The sequence below is a fragment of the Methylocystis parvus genome, assembly GCF_049675845.1.
GTDB lineage: Bacteria > Pseudomonadota > Alphaproteobacteria > Rhizobiales > Beijerinckiaceae > Methylocystis > Methylocystis parvus_A.
In genome coordinates, this window is the sequence record NZ_CP187161.1 from 1,874,090 (window position 1) to 1,887,867 (window position 13,778).

Genomic DNA, 13,778 nt, shown 5'->3' on the forward strand with positions numbered 1-13,778 from the left:
CTACTCCGCCGCCTGCGCCGCGCCGGACTCGGCGAGCGCGATGTTGAGGTAATGCACGCCGTTCTTGACGCGCTTCTTCTCGATCCCGAGCGTGGCGACGGCGGAGCCGAATTCGGCTAGCGTCATCGGCGGACGATTGCGCATTTCGGAAAAAGTGACGAAGGCGGCGTACAGGGTCGCGGCTTTGGTTTTGCCGACATCGTCCTTTTCACCGCCCCGTGCACAGCACAGTTCGATAAAGGTCAGGACGCGCGCTTCCGCCGTCGCCCGCTCTTCGACTTCGCAGCCGTCGACGATTTCATCCACCAGAACGCCGCGCGGCCTGGTAGTCTCGTCTGCTTCGATCGCGTCGCGCATGGCTTCCGCTGTTGAGCGTGCGTCCGGCGCCGGCGCCGCCGCTTCGCGCTCCTCTGGCGAACGAACCGCGTCGTCGAGAATCGCCGGCAGCCAGAAGCGGTCTTTCGCGAGCAGCGCGGCGCGTTTGACCAGCTCCGGCTTTTTCAGCTTGCCGGCCTCGGCCGCCGCCGCCTCGCCGTCGATCGCGCGAATGGCGTCGACCGCAATGTCGCGCGGGCTGGCCTTGAAGAAAGCCTCCTGATCGAACGATTCGCAGAGCGCGCCGCGGATGTCGCTTTGCCGAGAGGCGACGGCGAGCATGACCTGCGCCTGGTCGAAGAGATTGGCGCGCGCGAGGCGGAAGGCGTGGCTCATGATTTCGGCGAATGCGACGGGGATGAGCGCGGGATCCGCGTCCGCCTCGGCGCAGCGCGCCAGCGCCTGCTCGAAACGCTTATGCGCGATCTCAGCGAGCAGCTCGCTCTTGAGATCGGCGCCGCGGATCGGCACGCCCGACAGCTCCATCGCCTCGCGGCCATAGCTGCAAGCCATGGCCGCGACGGCGTAGATCATGGCGAGGCGCGGATTGCGCGCGACGACCGCGCCGAGCGCCGCTTCGGCGGTCTCGTCGAGGACGGCCTTGAGAGATTTCCCGATCGGCTCGGAGGCTGGCAGGCCTGCGGCCGCAGGCGCGGCGCCGAAGGACGCCGAGCCGCTCGGCGCGCGCGCCGGCGCTTCCTCTTCGTGTTCGCTCCTGATCTCGGGCGCGCATTTGCTGACGCCGCGCTCGACGACGACCGCTCCTTCCGAATCCACGAAGAGACAGACGCCGAGCTGCGCGCGATCCTCCTGCGAAAAGGCGCGCAGGATGGCCCGTGTTTCGATGTCGAGGCGTTCCTTGTCGAGGCGTTCCTGCTCCGCGTCGTCGGCCGGCTCGGTCGCGTCGATCTCATTGAGCCGCGCTTCTTCTTCCTCGGTGAGGTCTTGCCGCTGTGCGGAATAGCCGACGTTCGCGAGGTCGGTCGTCACGAAGCCCCAGCCTTCCTCGGCGCAGATTTGTTCGCCGAGCGCCTCCAGCTTCTCGCGCGCCAGGCGGTCGAGCAGAGCGGGGTCGAGCAGAGCGGGGTCGAGCAGAGCGGGGTCGAGCAGCCAGCTATCCTCTTCGAAGAGCTGTTCGTCGACGCGGCCGCCGGCGGCGACATAGGCGTCGAGGCCGACGAAGATCGCATCGCCATCGTCGGCGCGGACGGCGTTCTCGCCGCGCAACTCCCTGCGGATGCTTTCGGCGGAGAAATATCGCAGGTCCGGTTCTTCGAGAATCGCGTCCTGCGTCTCGTGACTTTCGCTGGCGGAGAAAGCCTGCGCGACTTCCGCGACGATGCGGCCCGTGCGCCAGGCCTCGCGCACTTTCGACGAGAGGCGCGCCAGGCGAAGGCGCTCTTTCACGAAACGCACGCTCTTGCCCGTCTTGCGCGCGATCGCGGTCTCGTCCAGATGGAAGCGATCGCGCAGCTCGACGAAGCGCTCGAACTCGTCGACCGGATGCAGATCGCGCCGCTGGACGAAGCTGATCAGCGAGGCCTCGAAAGCCTCTTCGTCCGTCCCTTCGAAGAAAGCGACCGGGATCCCGAAATTGCGGGGAAGCGCGTCGTTCTCCGCGAGGCGGCGCAGCGCCATCAGCCTGCGCCCGCCATTGAGTACGCGCGTCTCGCCGTCTTCGTTGCGCACGAGAAGCGGCTCGGTGACGCCCATCTCCATGATGCTGCCGATGAGCTCGTCGATATCCTCGGCCGCGTGGCTTTGGCGCGCATTGAACCGGGAGAGTCCGGCAATGTCGGAAAGATTCAATGTGGTCATGACGCCTCCTTCAGCGCCGCCGGGCGCTCCTGAGAAAGTCCGGCGCAAAGATCGCGAACGGCCGCGCAGCGAAACGCGTCGAGCGCGGCGCGCTTGCCGCGCGGGCCGGTGGGTTGAAACACGGCAAGGCGCAGGATCGCGGCCTTCAGGCCATCGCTGTCGCCGATCTCGCGGCACACGCGGCCGTCATAGGCGTCGCGCCAGAGATCCTTTGCGGAAAGGTCCGGCGCGCTCGTCATTGGCCGAGCCTCCAGGCAAACTCGACGGCGCGCGCAAGCAGGAAAGATGCGAGCAGGCCGCCGAGCGTTCCGGCGAGGAAGGCGCGGGCTTCGCGGCGCAGCGCGTCCTGGCGCGCATCGAAGAAATTGGCGGCGCGGGCGTTGTCGTTTTCCGGGCCCGACGATTGCCCGACAGGTTCGACCTGCGCCGCCGGCGCGTCGCGACGCTCGGCGCGCACCATTCGCGCGATCGAAATCGAGACGTCGGCGGCGCGGGCGGCGTCGTCATAATGGGCGGCGACGATGTCGGAGGGCCAGCCGAGCGCGGCGAGCGATTCCGGCGACGGCGCCTCCCCAAGCGCGTCGAGCGTCTCGAGATCGTCCGACATGCGCAGGATGATGAGGGGCGCAAAGACCATTTCCTCCCGCCCGTAAGGCCATTTGGCCGAGGCGGCGACTTCGTGAAGATAAGCGAGCTGCGTCACGGACGCCTCCTAGACGAGAAACCAGAGAAGCGCGGCCTCCGCCGAGATGGCGAGGAGGCCGGTCGAGAGCAGCGCCAAGGCGGCGTAACCGGCTGCGGCGCGCTCGACGTCGGTTAGGCGGCGCCGGGCTTCGCAGCCCGCGACGATCTGTTCGGCGAGCCAGTCGATCCGCTCGAAACAGTCGTCTCTCATGACGTCCTCGATCACGTCGCCGACGAAGCGAAAAGCCGCCGAGACTTGTGCAATCGTCACGTGAGCAAAGGCCGGCAGGCGCCGGGTCAGGCTTTCAAAAGGCATGCGGGCTTTCCTATGCGGCGAGAGGAATGGAATTCGCGTCGAATGAGCTGGCGAGCGCGATCTGCCGGTGAGCGAACTCCCACGCGTCAAACATCGCCCTGGCCCATGTGATCGCTTTGCCCTTCATGCGCGCCTTCGCGAAACGGGCGCGCGCATCGGCGAAAATCTTCTTGCGGTCGAATGTTCCGTCTGCGCGGATCAGCGGGCGCGTGATCTGGCGGAAGGCCCTGGGGGAGAATGGCGCGCGCTTCATGCGTTTTCCCCGTGAATTTCGCGGGCGGCTTCCACAGCGCGGCGGGCGACGCGCGATTTGATCTCATCGCCTCGCCAACCCGGCGCGACGACTGACGCGAATTGTTCATGCCCATACGCGCCACGCGTCTGCTCGAGAATTTCAGCCAGCGTGTAGCTGTCCTTGAGTTCGCCCTTCGACTTCATAAACTCGCGCGTTCCGAACTGGCAGGCTCCAGTAACTATGCGGTAGACGAACGCCCAGTCCTGCGGGCTCTTCACGGTATCGAGCGGGATGCTTCGATATTGCTCGACGTTGCGATCTCCGCCCTTGAACGCGAGTTCTTCAATCGCCTCGCGGATCGTGTCGCCGTGTGCGTTTTCGCCCCCGCGCGATGCCACAAAAAACGCCTCTCCGACGCATTGTCCGTTCTCAAAATGCGATTTCCGGCAGTGTCGGACTTCGACGCCATCCATCTCCTTTTTCGACAGAACGACGCATCCGATTCCGTCGAAGATCGCGAAAGATTGCTCGCCGATATCACCTTCGAACAGGATTTCTTCGGCCGTCAGATTATCCGGCAGCGCCGTGATCTGCGTGCCTTCGAGGTTGAGGAAGCCGCCGACGTGGAGTCCCTCGGGCAGCGCCGTGATCTGCGTGCCACGGAGGTCGAGGAAGCCGCCGACGTGGAGGCCCTCGGGCAGCGCCGTGATCTGCGTGCCACGGAGGTCGAGGGAGCCGCCGACGTGGAGGCCTTCGGGCAGCGCCGTGATCTGCGTGCCACGAAGGTAGAGGTAGCCGCCGACGTGGAGGCCCTCGGGCAGCGCCGTGATCTGCGTGCCTTCGAGGTTGAGGAAGCCGCCGACGTGGAGTCCCTCGGGCAGCGCCGTGATCTGCGTGCCACGGAGGTCGAGGAAGCCGCCGACGTGGAGGCCCTCGGGCAGCGCCGTGATCTGCGTGCCTTCGAGGTTGAGGAAGCCGCCGACGTGGAGGCCTTCGGGCAGCGCCGTGATCTGCGTGCCACGAAGGTCGAGGTAGCCGCCGACGTGGAGGCCCTCGGGCAGCGCCGTGATCTGCGTGCCTTCGAGGTCGAGGAAGCCGCCGACGTGGAGGCCCTCGGGCAGCGGCGTGATCTGCGTGCCTCTGAGGTCGAGGGAGCCGCCGACGTGGAGGCCCTCGGGCAGCGCCGTGATCTGCGTGTCACGGAAACCGAGGGAGCCGCCGACGTGGAGCGCGCCATCTGCGGCGATGACGTAATCGATTTTATGGCTATCGAGCCAATGAGTATCGAGTTTCAAGCAAACCTCCCCTGCGGCTCGGGTGGCCGCTGTGTGGTATGGGGAGGATATTCCCCATTTTGGGGATTTATGTCAACCCCATTTTGGGGATTTTTGTCGACATGGCCTATGAGCGGCCCTAAAAACAAAAAGCCCGGCGCGGGGCCGGGATCGTTTTGGCCGCGATAGGCTGGCCTATTTCCAGTAGTGAGGAACGATGATCGAAGCTATCGCCGTCGCGGCCGATACAATAGCAATTATTATTGCGATCAATGCCTTGGTGTCAGCGCGCTCCGCCGCGGCGGCCTGTCGTTCCGCCGCGGAGGAAGCGCGCTCGGCGGCGGAGGAAGCGCGCTCCGCTTCCTTGGCTGCGGCCCACGCCGCATCCTTAGCGGAGCGCGCAATTTCTAATTGTTCGGCTGCAATGTCTGCTGCGGCGCGTTCCCGCGCCTCATCGATTCCCCTCAACCAACGAAGAGCGGACGTATGAGCGTGCTCTGGATATTTCTTGATGGCTACGTCTGCGCGAACTTTTAGCTCTCCCCAGCGCTCGAACTGCTTAAATAACTTTTCGTCACCTTCTTCCATGCCGAGCCTCTCTCACTCGATGCAGAGCGTCACGCTGCCGGCGCCGCGGGCGGAGCGGTTCAAATCACTCGATAATGATTTGCAGATTTCTCTTCGCCGGCTGGCGCTGCTTTGCCGGCGAGGTAGCGGCAGCGGCAGGAGGCCTGACCTGAGATGGCTCTGGCGGCGCAGGGTCGGTGGGCGGCGGGGACCCATCGGCCCATGAAGCAGCCGGCGCAGGCGCCGACACGGGCACGGCGGTATGCGTCACAACTTCGCGTTCCGGCTTGCGGTCCTTGCCGCTCATAAGCATTCCCAGCGCAATCATAGAGGCGAAAACTGCAAGCACCCACACACCAGCTTTGGAGCCGCCTTGAGTCTTTCGGTCCCCAAGCTGGTTTTCTATGGCGGGGTCGTTCGGGACAATTCCTGGTGTGCCTTGAAGCTGCACGATGATCTGTTGCGGCGTGGTGTTCAACGCCGGGATAAGCGCGAGAACGATCACAGCGATGAAGGAAAAGAAAAACCCGAGGAAAAACCACCCGATTCCGGATCGCCCTCGGTTTGCTGCGACGATCCCGCAAACGAGGCCCCAAACAACTCCCCAAACGAGAGTCCAGCCGAGAATAACAACCATGACGCCGCTCTCCTCACGAGCCGATCATCAGCGGGTTAATCCGAATTGGGATTTTGAAACAAGTCTATCATTTTGGAACATGGCGTTCATGTTGGCACCAAGCCCGCTGCCATTCCACATATACATGACCGTCGTGTATCCAGCGACGCTTGACCTCGATATTTCTTCGCCGTCGCAGCCGAGCTTGCTGACGGCACTCCGGTAGCTATCTCCCTCGCGGAGCGAGGAATATCCGTCCGCAGTGACCGCACAAGCTGTAGCGGGCGTGACGAATGCGGTGAGCGCAAATAAAATTGAAACTCGCAAAAACATTTCGGCTCCCTTCTGAATACTGGGTCACATCGCAAATTTTCCATTTAACCTGCGCCACTGGCTACCGCGGACGACAGTAACTACCTCGGATGCCCAATCGATCTGCACATTTTCAATCGGCCCTGCATTGTGGCTTTCCAGCGTGTAGCCCCTGCCAGACCGCCTGACCCTCTTGAGGAACCTACGCCCGTCTGCCGTCTTAATGGCAGCCTCGGCACCGGGAGCTAACGATTCCGGCGCGACGCCCGCCGCAGAGCAGATCACAATGTCTCCCGCGTCATAGCGCGGCCACATTGAGTTCCCCTCTACCTCAAACCCTATCATTCCGTCCGGGAGAGGAAGATCCGACTGAATCTCATATAGCCCGCCTTCCGCAACCTGCTCGAAATCCGGTTCGATTTCCGCGCCGGCTCCAATCTTCCCCATGACCGGGATTGCATCCGGGATATCTTGGAAGACTTCCGACTCTCTGACCCCAAAAGCCTTTGCCGCGCGAGAAATATAGTCGGCGGTTAGCCTGCGATCTCCATCCTCAAGCTTAACATAGCCACCCTTTGAAAGCCCCATCGCAGCAGCTGCTTGTGGCTGCGTTAGCTTCGCTGCTTTTCTCAAACTTTTCAGATTGTTCCCCATAACGGGGATTTTTCCACTATTCACCGCGGGACGCGCGCCCCATTGTGGGGAATTTTCTAGTTGACGATCATCCCCATTTTGGGGATTATACCCGCCAATTGGAAAGGGGCCCATGAAACTCCTCGACTATCTCAAAGAGAAACAGATTTCTGACGCCAGTTTCGGCGCGCAGTTCGATCCGCCTGTGTCTGAGGGGGCGGTGCGCAAGTGGAAATACGGTGAGCGCACGCCTCGTCTTTCCGAGTTGGTTCGCATCGAGGATTTGACCGGCGGCGTCGTTGCGGCGCGTGACTTCCTCCCCGTCGAAGAGCAATCCGCCCGCTCCCCTTTCCCTGCGGAGGCCCAATGACGCCCTCCGTCGAAACGGCAGCGCCCGTGAAGGAGCCCTATCTGCGCTTCTCCGGGATCGTGTCCGTCCATGACGAGGATTGCGAGATCGTCGTCGTCTTCCGCGACGCGCAGGGCGAGGCGACGCCTGTCACCTTCCCCAAGGCGGATGTCGGTTTCCTCCTCGAATGTTTCGACCGGATTTACGGGACGCAATCATGACGGAAGCAAACACGCGGCTCCGGTCAGCGGATGGCTACATCGTCGCCGAGTGGTATGGCGCGACGCGCCATCCGGTGAGCGGCGCACCGACGCTCCATCTCCAAACGCCCGGCGGCATAGCGCGTTACAGGCTATCCGAAGCTTGCGCGCGCAATATTGTCGAAGCGGGCGAAGAGATCTGGCTTCAGCCGATGCGAAATCGTCCCCAGGCCGAGAGCTCGTTCGGAACGCCGCAAGTCGATGGATCGCGGCCCGATGCCGGCCAAAATGTGTGTCCGCCAACCAAATCGTCGAGCGCGGCTTCCGGAGAATGGTATGAGCCGAGCAACTCGCCATCGAGTGAGATCTCCCAGCGACCCCATTTCGGCCTGATCTCAAAGACGCCGCAGCGGCTTTCATATCTCCAGAAAATCATGGGCTTTTTCCATAATCGGCGTGCGAAATGGCCGAGTATGGCGCGTCCGGACTCGGGCGTCAAAGCCAGTTCCGTCGATCGGACAGTTCCTTCCGAGCAGCTCGTTGAATGCGACGATGGGCTTTGCTGGCGGCGTCTTACCATAGAACGCGTCGCCGTCTGCAACCGTAATGACGGCGATAAGCTGCTGCAGGCGCTCGTGGGCGGCACGCTGATCTTCGAACGCGCGCTGAAGCGCGACGAAGCCGCGCATCTGGCGCGGCTGCTCAAATCCGACTGACGGGCGGAGGGTCGAGAACGCGGGCTTGCCGGCCCGCGCGCTTAATGGAGGGATATGCGCTTTCGCAGTTAGCGGACCGCAGGAAGCGCGAGGGTTGAAGCGAGTTTTGGTGACCGTTCCCATGCCGCGAGGATGGCATGGGAGGTTTTGCAAGTGTGCAAAAAGCTTTTGCAGATGGGGAAAGAAATGAGCGCAGCTTCCTTCGTTGAACACGCGAGCCTCCTCGCGGGGAAAATGGTGGCGCGCGAAAGTCGCGGCCCCGGCGACACGGATAACGCCATGCGGCGTTTGGAACATAGCCACGGGATTCCCTATGCCGTTCTTTGGGCGCTCCGATACAGAAAGCCTAAATCCATCGCCGTCGAGGTCTATGCCGCGATCGTCTGCGCCTATGACCGACATTGCGACGAGCAAGCGAAAATCTTCTCGGCCGAACGGGGCGACGCCCATCCGCAAAGTTGGCTTGCTCAGGCTTTTGTGCGCGCGGCTGATGCTCTGGCTGGCGAGGAAGGCGGACAATGAGCGGCGCTCTCAGCCGACGCGCGACGCGTAGACCGCACGCGCCGACTTCAGGGCGCCTCAGCAGCGTCTCGGCCTTTCGCGACATGAAGAACGGACAGATGGACGGTTCGATCGTCATCGCCGTCGACGCCGACAAATTGCAACGCGTGCGGATCCATGGCGACGATCTCGACGCGCTCGTCGAAGCGATCGACGTCATCCGCAAGCGTCTGCGGCCCGACGCGGCCGCCTGAATTCGCGCCCCTGGGCGCAACGCTATCCCGCCCCGGCCGCTCCCGCCGGGACCTCGAGCCCGGCGCCGCTCCGGGCGGGACAAAGGCGGCGGCCCGCGCGCTCTCCCCGACGCGCGGCGCTAGGCGAGCGGTCGGTTGGCCAGCGTCCGGCCGCTCGCCTCAATTTTTCTCAACGGAGCCACGCGATGGATTGGTCCGATGCCGATGTCTACACGCTGCGGAAGATGGCGGCCGACCGCCACAGCGCGAGCGAGATCGCGACGGCCATCGGCGGCGGACTCACCCGCAATGCGGTGATCGGAAAGGCGCATCGTCTGGGGATTTCGCTCAGCGACGTGAGCGGATCACGTGGACCGCGCGAGCCGCGGCGCGTCCCGTCGCCACAAGCGGGGGCCGCGCCGCGAAAGGATGACGGCCCCCCGCGCGCCGTCCCTCGGCCGCGGGGGACGACGGCGCCGCGCAAACCGAAGAATGTCGCGGAGACAGCGCCGCCTGTGGCGGAAACGCACGCCATGCGCCTCGCGCGCGCCGAAGAGCTGCGCATTGGCTTCGAGGCGATCGCCGCGCCGGAGCGGCCAGCCGTTCCGCTCGTCGATCTGAAATTCGGCCAGTGCCGCTATCCGCTCGGCGATCCGCGCCACGAGGATTTCGGCTTTTGCGGCGCGCATGCGGGGCGCAAGCCCTATTGCCCGACGCATACCGCGCGTTGTTACGACGGAAAGGCGTCCCGATGAGCGACGCCCATATTTCAACCATCATCGAACGCTGCGCCTCTCTGTCGCGGGACGCGGGATTCGTCGTCGTGATCGATCTTTCCGCCGTCGCGGCGGCGGATGAGGGCGTTTCGATCTTTCCGCGCAGACTCGCAGGGCAGACGCTCACGCCCGCCGACGTCGCGATCCTGCAGGCGCTGCTGGCGCGCCACACGCTCGGCCGCGCCGGGCTCCTCGCGGCGACGCACGATCCGCGCAAGGGCGACGACGATCGCTCGGCGAAGATGGCGGACGTTCGCATCTCGCTCCTGCGCAAGAAGCTGCGCGCGGCCGGCATATCGATCGAAACCGTGCATGGCGTCGGCTGGCGGCTGTCGCCTGAACAGAAGGCGCGACTGCGCGCGGCGATCGAAGAGGCGCTGGCGTCATGACGGCCGGCGATCTCTTTTCCGCCGCGCCGGCGCCCGCGCGCAAGGAAGCGCCGGCCGAGCCGGACAAGGCGCGGCGCAGCGCGAGCCCGCGGGTCTGCGCCTGGTGCGGCGGCTTCGCACCCTTCGGCAAGGGCGATGTGCGGCGGATGGAAACGATCGTGTGGGCTTGCCGTAAGCATCGGAAAAACCTTGGCTGAGACGAGCGACATTGTAGAGCGGCTGAGGGCCGCAGGCGGCGCGGAATGCCTTGCGGCGGCGGACGAAATCGAGCGGCTACGCCGGCGACGCGACGATCTGCCGTTGCGGCGCGACGGCGAGACCTTCGAGACCTGGTTCGAGGGCCAGCTCTTTCGCGTGACCATCGGTCGCTTCGCGGATGCGCGCCTCGCGGAAATTTTCATCGGGGCCGTGAAAACCACGACGCTGTTCGACCATCTCGCGCGCGACACAGGGCTGCTGCTCTCGCTCGCCCTGCAGCACGGCGCGACAGCGCAACGTCTGGCGCAGACGGTGTCGCGCGACAGTGAGGGGCGGCCGCAGGGGCTGGCCGGCCATGTTCTCGATGCGATCGATGGAGGGCGAAATGGCGTGGTCTGAGGCGGCGCGGCGGAAACTTTCGGCGCGAATGAGAGAGAAGTTCTCCGATCCAGACGATCACGCGGCGCATATGCGCAGTCTCCAGCACGAGATGGGAATGCCAGGATGAGCGCCGATCGGGACGCCGCCTGGCGCGAATGGATCGAAGAAGCGCGGCGCGTGAAGGTCGCGGCTTTTTGCGCGACGCGCGGGATCCGGCTGCGGCCCGGCGACGCAGGACAGCCCTGCCCGGCCTGCGGCGGGCGCGACCGCTTCGCTGTGAATATTCGCAAGAATGTGTGGAACTGCCGCGTCTCCGGCGAAAAGGGCGACGCCATTGCGCTGGCGCGGCACATGGACGGGACGGATTTCGTCGCCGCCTGCGAGGAGGTGACGGGCCGTCCGCCGCCGGGCCGCGATTCCAGCGAGACGGCGGAAGCGCGCGCGGAACGCGAGGCGCGGCTCGTTAGGCTCGAAGAAGAACGCATCGCCGAAGAGGCGCGACAGATGCGCGTCCAGGCGGATTATCGCGAGGCGGAGCGACGGCGCGCCTGGGGCTTTTGGGCGCGCGCCCTGCCGATCGGCGGGACGCCGGCCGAAGCCTATCTCGAAAAGCGGCGCATTCGGCCGCATCCGACGTCGCGGCTGCGCTATGCGCCAGAGATGGAGCTCTGGAACGAATCTAAGAGTTGCGTCGCGCGGCGCGGGCCGGCGCTGCTCGCCGCGATCGAAGGCGTCGACGGGCGTTTTACCGGCGTGCACGTGACCTGGATCGACCTGGGCACGGAGAAGGGCAAGGCCGAGACAATCGATCCCGAGACCGGAACGCCGCTGCCGGCGAAGAAGGTGCGGGGCTCGATCAAGGGCGGCTCGATCCGCCTCGTTTCGGCGCCCGGCAATGCGCCGCGGCGCTGGTTTCTGGGCGAAGGGATCGAGACGGTGCTGTCGGTCTATTGGGCGCTTGTCGAGGCGGGGTCGCCACTCGTCGAGGGCGCGGAGTTTCGCACGGGCGTCGATCTCGACAATCTCTGCGGCAAGGCGGCCGGTCGCGTGAAACATCCGACGAAGACTTTCACGGATGCGCGCGGAAGGGTGCGTGCGGTGCGCGTGCGCGACGATGCGCCCGTTGCGCCGGAAGGCGACTGGAAGGTGATCTACATTCCTCCAAGCGTCGAGGAATTGATCCTGCTCGGCGACGGCGACAGCGATCCCTTCACAACCCGGCTCGGTTTGCTGCGCGGCGCGAAGCGATTTTCGCGCGAATATCCCGCTCTCACGGTCAAACTGGCGATGAGCCGCGAGGGCGTGGATTTCAGCGATATGCGCATGGAGGCGGCCGCCGCGTGAGCGACAAGGACGAAATCGTCAAGGCGGTCGAGGGCGCGGAAGTTCTCGTTTTTCCAGGCGGGCGCCTCGCGATCGCGCGCGGGGCCGCTGAAGATGGGGCGGGCGGCGAGGCTGGCGGCGCAGGATCGCCAGACGACTCCGGCGGAGACGGCGCGCCGCCGGACGATGACGCGCCGCCGCCGGATGACGATGGCGGCGGGGAAGACGTGATCGACGTCATCAACCGCGAATATTCGTTCGTGCTGATGGGCTCGCGCGCGGTGATCATGCGCGAAATGCCGGACGCGCCGATAGAGGATCGCACGCGCGTTCTGTCGCTCGAAGCGTTCAAGGCCTATTTTCAAAATCAGGGCAGCCTCGTCGCTCGCCGCGAAAGGCAGGATGACGGCGAATATCGCACCATTCGCAGCTTTCGCAGGCATGCGCCCTACTGGCTCGCGCATAAGCGCCGGCGCACCTATGACGGGATCGAATTCTTCCCGGATGTCGCCAATGCGCCGGGAACGCCCGGTTATTTCAATTTGTGGCGGGGCTTCTCCGTCTCGCCGGACGTCACGACGCCGGCAAAAGATCGCTGGCTGAAATATCTAACCTTCCAGGATCATTTGAAGGCGAATATTTGCGATATGAACCCCGAGGTCTATCGCTGGGTCTGGCACTGGTTTGCGCATCTCGTGCAACGTCCGCGCGAGCGGATCGGGACCGCGATCGTGCTGCGCGGCAAGATGGGCACGGGCAAGACGATTGTCGGCGACGTGATAGGGTCGCTCTTCGCCTCGCATTACTTCCTAGTCGACGATCCGCGCTACCTCGTAGGCCAGTTCAACGCCCACATGGCGAGCTGCCTGCTGCTGCAGGTCGACGAAGGTTTCTGGGCCGGCGACAAGGCGGCGGAAGGGCGGCTCAAGGGGCTGGTGACCGCGCCGAAGCAGATGATCGAGTCGAAAGGCGTCGATCCCATCCGCCTCGACAATTTCGTGCGGCTGCTCTTCTCCTCGAATGAAAGCTGGGTCGTGCCGGCGGGGATGGACGAACGGCGCTTCGCAGTTTTCGACGTCGCGGACCATTGGAAAGAAAATCACGGGCAGTTCGCGCAGCTTTACGCCGAGATGAATGCGGGCGGGCGCGAGGCGCTGCTCGCCGATCTTCTCGCCGTCGACCTCGACGCGCCCGATGCGCCGAATATTCGCGTGATCCCGAAAACCGGGGCGCTGCTCGAACAGAAGATCCGCTCGCTGGATCCAATCGCGGGTTGGTGGTTGGGGCGGCTCGTCGACGGGTCGCAGACGCATCGGTCCTATGGTTGGCGGGATCGCGTTCCCACGTCGGCGATCTTTCATGATTATCTTCGAACCGTCGATAAACTCGGCGTCCGGCGAAAGTCGTCAGAGATCGAATTCGGGCTGCATATACGGCGGTTTTTGCCCGGCTTGAAGCGAATAAAGTCTGTTGAAGAGATAGAGGTATCAGACGAACTGTCCGGCGCGACAACTATCATAAACAAGCGCGTCTGGTGTCTCGAGTTCCCGAGCCTTCAGGAATGCCGGTCCGCCTTTGAAGAGGCGCTTAGGCAGGAATTTGACTGGGGGGAACCTCCAAACAGCGACGGTGAAGGGAATGCCTCATGAGTAAAGCGGATAATTCAATCGATGAATGGTGGCTGCGCCGCCTGCAGGCAGGCGCACAGACGAGCGGCGCAGCTCGATGGGAACCATTCGTCCCGTCTCAAGAATTGCTCGATGACTGCCTCTGCGCTCTGGGAATGGCGAGCGCGAACCGAAGATCCGTCACCACCGAATTTGGCATTCGAATGAGAGTAATCGCACCCTCGATCTTACGCGTGCGAAGGACAATCGGCCTT

20 protein-coding genes are annotated in these 13,778 nt (G+C 64.2%); 9 read left to right on the top strand and 11 right to left on the bottom strand.

Going from position 1 to position 13,778, the window contains the following annotated elements; genetic code table 11:
* From ACPFMJ_RS09620 to ACPFMJ_RS09665, 10 genes are all read right to left on the bottom strand, one after another.
* Window positions 1-2,193: a ParB/RepB/Spo0J family partition protein gene (locus tag ACPFMJ_RS09620; RefSeq protein ID WP_424363569.1), complete on the bottom strand. Its 2,193-nt coding sequence runs from the start codon at window positions 2,191-2,193 to the stop codon at window positions 1-3.
* Complete coding sequence (locus ACPFMJ_RS09625) at window positions 2,190-2,432, bottom strand: hypothetical protein (protein ID WP_424363570.1); 243 nt, start codon at window positions 2,430-2,432, stop codon at window positions 2,190-2,192. The genes ACPFMJ_RS09620 and ACPFMJ_RS09625 overlap by 4 nt, the downstream gene beginning before the upstream one ends.
* Entirely contained in the window at window positions 2,429-2,896 is a 468-nt protein-coding gene (locus ACPFMJ_RS09630) for a hypothetical protein (RefSeq protein WP_424363571.1), read from the bottom strand. Before ACPFMJ_RS09630 ends, ACPFMJ_RS09625 begins: the two co-directional genes overlap by 4 nt.
* A gap of 9 nt (window positions 2,897-2,905) precedes the next feature.
* Window positions 2,906-3,193, bottom strand: coding sequence for a hypothetical protein (locus ACPFMJ_RS09635; RefSeq protein ID WP_424363572.1), 288 nt, complete (start codon window positions 3,191-3,193; stop codon window positions 2,906-2,908).
* A 10-nt stretch (window positions 3,194-3,203) separates the two neighbouring features.
* Entirely contained in the window at window positions 3,204-3,446 is a 243-nt protein-coding gene (locus ACPFMJ_RS09640; protein ID WP_424363573.1) for a hypothetical protein, read from the bottom strand.
* Window positions 3,443-4,723, bottom strand: coding sequence for a leucine-rich repeat domain-containing protein (locus ACPFMJ_RS09645; protein WP_424363574.1), 1,281 nt, complete (start codon window positions 4,721-4,723; stop codon window positions 3,443-3,445). Before ACPFMJ_RS09645 ends, ACPFMJ_RS09640 begins: the two co-directional genes overlap by 4 nt.
* Before the next feature lie 174 nt (window positions 4,724-4,897).
* Complete coding sequence (locus ACPFMJ_RS09650; protein WP_424363575.1) at window positions 4,898-5,290, bottom strand: hypothetical protein; 393 nt, start codon at window positions 5,288-5,290, stop codon at window positions 4,898-4,900.
* A 64-nt stretch (window positions 5,291-5,354) separates the two neighbouring features.
* Window positions 5,355-5,906 (bottom strand): hypothetical protein, encoded by a 552-nt coding sequence (locus ACPFMJ_RS09655; protein ID WP_424363576.1) that lies wholly within the window; start codon window positions 5,904-5,906, stop codon window positions 5,355-5,357.
* A gap of 27 nt (window positions 5,907-5,933) precedes the next feature.
* Window positions 5,934-6,218, bottom strand: a complete 285-nt coding sequence (locus ACPFMJ_RS09660) for a DUF3862 domain-containing protein (RefSeq protein ID WP_424363577.1) — start codon at window positions 6,216-6,218, stop codon at window positions 5,934-5,936.
* A 24-nt stretch (window positions 6,219-6,242) separates the two neighbouring features.
* Window positions 6,243-6,851 carry an XRE family transcriptional regulator gene (locus tag ACPFMJ_RS09665; RefSeq protein ID WP_424363578.1) on the bottom strand — a complete coding sequence of 203 codons (609 nt, stop codon included), beginning with the start codon at window positions 6,849-6,851 and terminating at the stop codon, window positions 6,243-6,245.
* Window positions 6,852-6,963: 112 nt separating this feature from the next.
* On the opposite strand from ACPFMJ_RS09665, the gene ACPFMJ_RS09670 reads away from it, so the two are divergent.
* Window positions 6,964-7,200: a hypothetical protein gene (locus ACPFMJ_RS09670; protein ID WP_424363579.1), complete on the top strand. Its 237-nt coding sequence runs from the start codon at window positions 6,964-6,966 to the stop codon at window positions 7,198-7,200.
* The gene (locus ACPFMJ_RS09675; RefSeq protein WP_424363580.1) at window positions 7,197-7,400 is read left to right on the top strand and encodes a hypothetical protein; all 204 of its coding nucleotides are present in this window, start codon (window positions 7,197-7,199) and stop codon (window positions 7,398-7,400) included. Before ACPFMJ_RS09670 ends, ACPFMJ_RS09675 begins: the two co-directional genes overlap by 4 nt.
* Before the next feature lie 395 nt (window positions 7,401-7,795).
* Here the strand turns inward: ACPFMJ_RS09675 and ACPFMJ_RS09680 are convergent, their stop codons facing one another.
* Window positions 7,796-8,614 carry a hypothetical protein gene (locus ACPFMJ_RS09680; protein ID WP_424363581.1) on the bottom strand — a complete coding sequence of 273 codons (819 nt, stop codon included), beginning with the start codon at window positions 8,612-8,614 and terminating at the stop codon, window positions 7,796-7,798.
* On the opposite strand from ACPFMJ_RS09680, the gene ACPFMJ_RS09685 reads away from it, so the two are divergent.
* The 7 genes from ACPFMJ_RS09685 (at window position 8,614) to ACPFMJ_RS09715 (ending at window position 13,545) form a co-directional block, all read left to right on the top strand.
* The gene (locus ACPFMJ_RS09685; RefSeq protein ID WP_424363582.1) at window positions 8,614-8,850 is read left to right on the top strand and encodes a hypothetical protein; all 237 of its coding nucleotides are present in this window, start codon (window positions 8,614-8,616) and stop codon (window positions 8,848-8,850) included. The two genes, ACPFMJ_RS09680 and ACPFMJ_RS09685, sit on opposite strands and share 1 nt — an antisense overlap.
* Window positions 8,851-9,035: 185 nt before the next feature.
* Window positions 9,036-9,584 (top strand): GcrA family cell cycle regulator, encoded by a 549-nt coding sequence (locus ACPFMJ_RS09690; protein ID WP_424363583.1) that lies wholly within the window; start codon window positions 9,036-9,038, stop codon window positions 9,582-9,584.
* Window positions 9,581-9,994: a winged helix-turn-helix domain-containing protein gene (locus ACPFMJ_RS09695; RefSeq protein WP_424363584.1), complete on the top strand. Its 414-nt coding sequence runs from the start codon at window positions 9,581-9,583 to the stop codon at window positions 9,992-9,994. The genes ACPFMJ_RS09690 and ACPFMJ_RS09695 overlap by 4 nt, the downstream gene beginning before the upstream one ends.
* The gene (locus ACPFMJ_RS09700) at window positions 9,991-10,191 is read left to right on the top strand and encodes a hypothetical protein (protein ID WP_424363585.1); all 201 of its coding nucleotides are present in this window, start codon (window positions 9,991-9,993) and stop codon (window positions 10,189-10,191) included. The genes ACPFMJ_RS09695 and ACPFMJ_RS09700 overlap by 4 nt, the downstream gene beginning before the upstream one ends.
* On the top strand, window positions 10,184-10,591 hold the full coding sequence (locus tag ACPFMJ_RS09705; protein ID WP_424363586.1) for a hypothetical protein: 408 nt from the start codon (window positions 10,184-10,186) through the stop codon (window positions 10,589-10,591). The genes ACPFMJ_RS09700 and ACPFMJ_RS09705 overlap by 8 nt, the downstream gene beginning before the upstream one ends.
* A gap of 105 nt (window positions 10,592-10,696) precedes the next feature.
* The gene (locus tag ACPFMJ_RS09710; RefSeq protein WP_424363587.1) at window positions 10,697-11,917 is read left to right on the top strand and encodes a DUF7146 domain-containing protein; all 1,221 of its coding nucleotides are present in this window, start codon (window positions 10,697-10,699) and stop codon (window positions 11,915-11,917) included.
* Window positions 11,914-13,545, top strand: coding sequence for a primase-helicase family protein (locus ACPFMJ_RS09715; RefSeq protein ID WP_424363588.1), 1,632 nt, complete (start codon window positions 11,914-11,916; stop codon window positions 13,543-13,545). Before ACPFMJ_RS09710 ends, ACPFMJ_RS09715 begins: the two co-directional genes overlap by 4 nt.
* Window positions 13,546-13,778: the final 233 nt, after the last annotated feature.